The 5,903-nt window shown below is 44.4% G+C and carries 6 protein-coding genes and 1 pseudogene; 3 read left to right on the top strand and 4 right to left on the bottom strand.

The window, feature by feature from the left end; translation table 11 throughout:
- Nucleotides 1–997: Fe-S cluster assembly protein SufB (gene sufB / locus A3739_RS05935; protein WP_068500666.1), on the bottom strand; the 997-nt coding region annotated here is incomplete at its 3' end.
- A gap of 273 nt (nucleotides 998–1,270) precedes the next feature.
- Here sufB and A3739_RS05940 point away from each other — a divergent pair.
- Together A3739_RS05940 and A3739_RS05945 are read left to right on the top strand one after the other, a co-directional pair.
- Nucleotides 1,271–2,296, top strand: a complete 1,026-nt coding sequence (locus tag A3739_RS05940) for an HD-GYP domain-containing protein (RefSeq protein WP_068500669.1) — start codon at nucleotides 1,271–1,273, stop codon at nucleotides 2,294–2,296.
- A 50-nt stretch (nucleotides 2,297–2,346) separates the two neighbouring features.
- Entirely contained in the window at nucleotides 2,347–3,300 is a 954-nt protein-coding gene (locus tag A3739_RS05945; RefSeq protein ID WP_068500672.1) for a homoserine kinase, read from the top strand.
- 12 nt (nucleotides 3,301–3,312) lie between these two features.
- Here the strand turns inward: A3739_RS05945 and A3739_RS05950 are convergent, their stop codons facing one another.
- Nucleotides 3,313–3,756: a hypothetical protein gene (locus tag A3739_RS05950; protein WP_068476264.1), complete on the bottom strand. Its 444-nt coding sequence runs from the start codon at nucleotides 3,754–3,756 to the stop codon at nucleotides 3,313–3,315.
- 13 nt (nucleotides 3,757–3,769) lie between these two features.
- Complete coding sequence (locus tag A3739_RS05955) at nucleotides 3,770–4,693, bottom strand: LysR substrate-binding domain-containing protein (RefSeq protein WP_068476263.1); 924 nt, start codon at nucleotides 4,691–4,693, stop codon at nucleotides 3,770–3,772.
- 120 nt (nucleotides 4,694–4,813) lie between these two features.
- On the opposite strand from A3739_RS05955, the gene A3739_RS05960 reads away from it, so the two are divergent.
- On the top strand, nucleotides 4,814–5,416 hold the full coding sequence (locus A3739_RS05960) for an FMN-dependent NADH-azoreductase (protein ID WP_068475621.1): 603 nt from the start codon (nucleotides 4,814–4,816) through the stop codon (nucleotides 5,414–5,416).
- Between the two features lie 66 nt (nucleotides 5,417–5,482).
- Here the strand turns inward: A3739_RS05960 and A3739_RS05965 are convergent.
- A pseudogene (locus A3739_RS05965) lies at nucleotides 5,483–5,903 on the bottom strand (acetyl-CoA C-acetyltransferase); the annotation flags it as partial.

Raw genomic sequence — 5,903 nt, forward strand, 5'->3', positions numbered from 1 at the left:
CAGAATAGAACTCACCAACACTGCCTTCGCCGCGTAATACACAGCTAGGGTATTTCCATGTGATGGCAGAGCCAGTTTCTACTTGCGTCCACGAAATTTTAGAGTTCTTGCCAATACATGCGCCGCGTTTGGTTACGAAGTTATAAATTCCACCTCGACCCTCTTCATCACCGGGATACCAGTTTTGAACCGTTGAATATTTGATTTCAGCGTCGTCCATTGCAACGAGTTCAACCACAGCTGCGTGAAGCTGGTTTTCATCACGCATTGGCGCGGTGCAGCCTTCAAGGTAGCTAACATGGCTACGTTCTTCAGCAATGATTAGTGTACGTTCGAACTGACCGGTTTTTGCTTCGTTAATTCGGAAGTAAGTCGATAGTTCTAGCGGACAGCGCACGCCTTTCGGGATGTAAACAAATGATCCGTCAGAAAATACAGCTGAGTTTAGTGCCGCGTAGTAGTTGTCTTTTTGAGGAACAACAGAACCCAGATACTTCTTGATGAGCTCAGGATGTTTATGAACCGCTTCTGAAATTGGGCAGAAAATAACGCCAGCTTCAGTTAGCTTGTCCTTGAATGTCGTGGTGACAGAAACACTATCAAATACAGCATCAACGGCAACACCAGCGAGTCGAGCGCGCTCGTGTAATGGAATGCCAAGCTTTTCATAGGTTTTCAAAAGCTCTGGATCAACTTCGTCGAGACTTTTCGGGCCATCATCTTTAGATTTTGGAGCAGAATAATAGGCAATGTCGTTGTAATCGATTTTAGGGAAGTTAACGTGAGCCCATTCTGGGTCTTCCATCTCTTGCCATACTTTATAAGCCTGAAGACGCCATTCAAGCATCCACTCCGGCTCATTTTTCTTGGCTGATAGGCGGCGGATAACGTCTTCGTTCAAACCAGGCTCAAAGGTCTCAGACTCGATTTCGGTGACGAAACCGTGCTCATATTCTCTTTTGATTAGCTCTTTAACTTCTTTGTCAGATTCAGACATTCTTGACAGTGCTCGTATTGCTAAATTGATTTCATGTAAGAAGCGGCTGTTTCAGCCACTTTTCGGGCGCGAGTATATAATAACCTACTAAAATAGTCAGGTATTAATTTACTTTGCTCATGCGATACTTCTTTCAGGCGCGCGATTTTATACTTTTGTGGAACAAATTGCAGACTTGTTACGTAAGTTTTCACATTCTAGCCTTAAACTGACAGACATATTGCGTTGCTCTGCTAGCCTAAATTGGATGGATTTTAATCGATAGGACGTACAGTGTTAGGCGAGAACAACTATAGTAGTTATACGTTTAGTCAAGATGTTCAGGTTTGTGGTCGCGATGCATATGCAATGAAAGCGACAATCGAACACCCTTTTGAGCGTGAATTTCTTCATGCTCAATCTCTGGCAAAAGAGCTTATGGACGTTATTTATGACGTCTATGCTGCATTTCGATGCGGCAGCTCTGTTAGTGTTTCTCAAGATATTCAACCAATTATAGAGCGATGCCAAGAGAGCATTTCTCGAAATTTGTATGCGTGGCTCGCACTGTGCCAAACAAAGCGTAAACAGTCTTATTTAATTGAGCATGCTTTTCGTACGACGGTGTTATCGATGAGTTTAGCTTCGGCATTGAAATGGGATAGTCGAGAAACCTTGAAATTAGGGCTATCTGCGTTATTGAGTGATGTCGGTAAAGTGATGATTCCCTCATCGATTCTCAATAAAGAAGGGGCATTAACGAGCGCGGAGTATGCAGTGATTCGAGTGCATCCTTTGGAGGGAAGAAAATTACTTCAGCAACTTAGTGATGTAGATGCATCTGTCATTGATATCGTGGTTAGCCACCACGAACGTATTGATGGGCAAGGGTATCCTCAGGGATTAACGGCTGATCAGATTCCGCTTTCTGCGAAGTTAATTGCGATTACAGATGCTTTCGATGCAATGACGAGCGAAAGGGCCTACGCATCGGCTCGGTCTATCGACGATGCGATGAAAATTCTTGTTCAGTGTAAAGGTGAGCAATTCGATGAAAGCCTAACAGACGCATTCTTAGCCTTGCTGGGGAATGTTCCCTCTGGCTTGCATGTGAAATCGAGTTCTGGTCGAGCGTTGCTTATCTTAGAGCCGGGGCGTTCTTTGGGGAGTTATCGTGCTATTTCGTTGAGCGATGGCTTGGAACTAGAAATCCCTACAAAAGATGCGGTTTCTTCGCAAAGTGAGTATATTGCTCCAGATTCGATTGAAGCGATGAATGAATCGCACATTCAGCAACTGAACGCGTTGATAACGGCTTAAAAAAGTCTTTGTTTTGAACGTCTTTATTTTTATTAGTTTGGTCACTTTTCATGGCAGTTTTCACACAGGTCAGCCCGCAAGACTTGAATCCAGTTATTGAACAGTTCTCTCTTGGCAGGATCGTCTTGTTAGAGGGGATTGGGGCTGGAATTGAAAACACCAATTACTTTTTGAACACCTCAAAAAATGGTCAGCTTAGTCGATGGGTGTTGACGATTTTTGAGGCGATGGAATCCGCTGAATTGCCTTTTTTTGTCTCGCTCACCCAACATTTAGCGTCAAAAGGGCTTGCTGTTCCCGCGGCGCTGCAAGATTCGAAAGGGCAATCCCTTTTTAAGATTCAAGGCAAAGACGCCATGATCGTTCCTTGTTTTGATGGGGCCGCAAAAACAGACATGGAGATCGAAGATTGTGCCGCAGCGGGGAAATGGTTGGCGCATATGCATCATGCGGTCGCAGATTTTGATGGAGATCGAAAATTAGTTCGAGATTCAGCTTGGATGCAGGAGCATCTCAATGCGCTCAAAAATTCTGACATGCCTCGCGACGACTTTGCTTTGCTAGAGGAATGCGTTGAACGCTATTCGGTATACCAAAGAGAGTTAGATCAGTGTTCAAGGGGCACTGTTCATGGGGACTTGTTTAAAGACAATGTTCTCTTCGGCGAACAGAATATATCTGGCGTGATTGACTTTTATCATGCCTGTACCGAAGGCTTTCTTTTTGATTTGGCTGTTTGTGCGAACGACTGGGCGATGACTGCGTCAGGCCGACACGATAGTGCAAAACTATCGGCTTTGGTGGAGGCATATCAGAGTGAGAAACCTTGGTCAGATGCCGAAAGTGCTTGTTGGCCCTTATTTCTGGAATTGGCCGCTTTACGCTTTTGGATATCCCGGTTAGTAAGTAAGTACTTAGCGGGTTATCAGCAGGAGAGTTTGGCGGGCGATACGATCAAAGATCCAAACGCCATGCGCGATATTATTATTCAGCTTCGCGCATAGCGTTGCGTATGACTACTGAAATAAAGCGTTAATGTCAGTGCTAAGATTGACGTCGACCAAATACCAGCCTTGGTCAGGTTGGTAAAAATTCATTTCCCACACAAGTGCCGCTTGCCGAAACTTCAATAGATACCGTACTTTGTAAAGGTGTTCGCCAACACTTTTGGTATCTACTTTTGCGTAGCTTAAGGCTTTACCCGCACTTGATTCGATGCGCTGCATGTCTTGAATAATCCGAGCACTGCGTTGTGCGAACTGTTCAGGATTTACGCCAGCATAAGCAGAGATCAAATTAAGAGCTGATTCGCTATCGCCTTTTGCAACTTGCTCCATAAATAAGTCAGTTGCCTGTTCCAATTTTTTTAGATTGGCGAGTGGTTTTGATGAAGCTGGATTCGCCCAAAAAAGCGCAATGATGGAGAGTAAAATAATGAGGGTGCGAGCGTATTGATGCATTGTAAGTCCTGATTTATTCCTGTTCTTTTAATTGCTTTTGGATAAGGGTGCGTAGGCGTTGTAAGCCTTTGCCTTGGTTTACCATTTTCCAAGCCATGTAGAGCGTGCTTGGTTGTGGGCGCGCATTGTCGAGCGGCAACTCAACAAGTTTACCTGCCTTGAGTTCTTCTCTAATCAGGTATCGTGGTAAGAAACCAACGCCGATACCTGCTTTTTGAGCATTTAACTTGTTATAAGTATTGGGGACATAAAAGCGCTGTTGCACCTGATCCTTCAACGAAGAGTGTAAACCTCTCGTCCAGGTAACTGCTTCACGTGCGCTGTCGTGCGTGACGACACGACGAACTTTGCTTAGATCTTCAATCTTAATTGGTGAAGTACTTTTTGCCAGAGGATGGTCGGGCGAGCAGGTATAAACAAGGTCAAGTTGCGCGACCTCTTCGGTTCGAATCCCTTTTTGTTGAGGTACAGGACCAACGGCGCCAATGACTAAATCAACTTCATCAGAAATCAGAACTTCCCAAGCACCATTCAAAGCTTCTTCTTGAATGTCTATTTCAATGTCTGGATGTTCATCTACGAAGCTTTTAAAAGCGCAATAGACCGGTCGTATATCCATGATGGTATCAATGGCGACACGAATTCTGCTTTCGTAACCTCGAGCAACGTTCTGCGTTTGTTCTGCAAGACGTTCTACTGAGTTAAGCAGAATTCTGCCTTCGTCTAGTAAATGCTTTCCAGCGGGGGTAAGTACTGAGCGTCGTCCCTGCTTCTGAAACAAGGTGACATTCAACTGTTCCTCAAGTTTTTGTACGACGTAAGACAGCGCGGAAGGGACTTTGTCGAGTTCTTCTGCCGCTGCTGCATAACTTCCCCTGCGATCAATCACATCTAAGACTTTAAGTGCTTCGATCGTAATTGGACTGTGTAGATTCATGTCATTATTTATTGTTCAAAAATTTTGATTATATAGCGCAAAAGTACCTGCTTATTCGTTTGAATACAATGCTTATACTTCTTATCAACGTTTAGTAAATCAAAGTTTGAGGAAGCCAAAATGGCTAAAAATATTCTTTCAGTAGCAGCAAGTGTTCAAGGTGAAAATTCAACTAGCCGTATGCTCGCCAATGAGTTGTTGGCAAATGAAAAGGTCGCGGGAAAGATCGCCAACGTCGTGGAGCGTGATGTTTCAAAAAACGATATTGCGTTCATTACAGGTGAGCACGTAGGTGCGTTTTATACACCCGCAGATGATCGATCAAATCAACAGAAATCATTGATCAGCCAAAGCGAAGAACTTGTTAAAGAGTTAAAAGAAGCAGACACCTTGGTGATCGCAACACCAATGTATAACTTTGGTATTCCAGCGTCACTAAAAGCATGGGTCGATATGATTTGTCGTGTTGGTGAAACTTTCCGTTATACAGAAAATGGCCCAGAGGGTTTGTTGAACATTGATACGATGTACTTAGTTGTTTCAACGGGTGGCGCGCCGGTAGGCAGTCCTGTCGATTTCGTTGTACCGTACATGAAGCAAGTTGCAGCATTTATCGGCGTAAAAAATGTTGAGGTGATTGCTGCGGATGCAACGAATGCGAATCGCGATGCTGCTTCTGAGAAAGCGCGTGCGAAAATTGAAGAACTAGCTGAATCGTTTTAGTCGGAAGCCGGGTTGTTGTTAGGAATATTGGGGTCGGAGTACATATGTACTCCGACCCCGAACTTATTAGATAAGTTCTAGTGTTACTGCAGTCGCTTCACCACCACCGATACACAAACTAGCAAGACCTTTTGCCTTACCTTCTTTCTTAAGGGCGTAGATCAACGTAGCAATAATACGTGCGCCTGAAGCACCAACAGGGTGACCAAGTGCTACTGCACCGCCGTGAATGTTGATCTTCTCAGCTGGAATGTTGTGCGCATTCATTGCTGTCATTGCAACCATTGCGAAGGCTTCATTCACTTCGAACAAGTCAACATCAGCTGAAGCCCAACCTGTTTTGTTCAATACTTTTTCAATAGCGCCACATGGTGCGTGCGTAAATTTCGCTGGAGCTTCTGCGTGAGAAGAAGTCGCACGAATTACCGCTAGTGGCGTTAAACCTTTTTCTTTTGCAACTTTTCCAGAACAAAGAATTACAGCTGCC

Source organism: Oleiphilus sp. HI0067 (assembly GCF_001635735.1).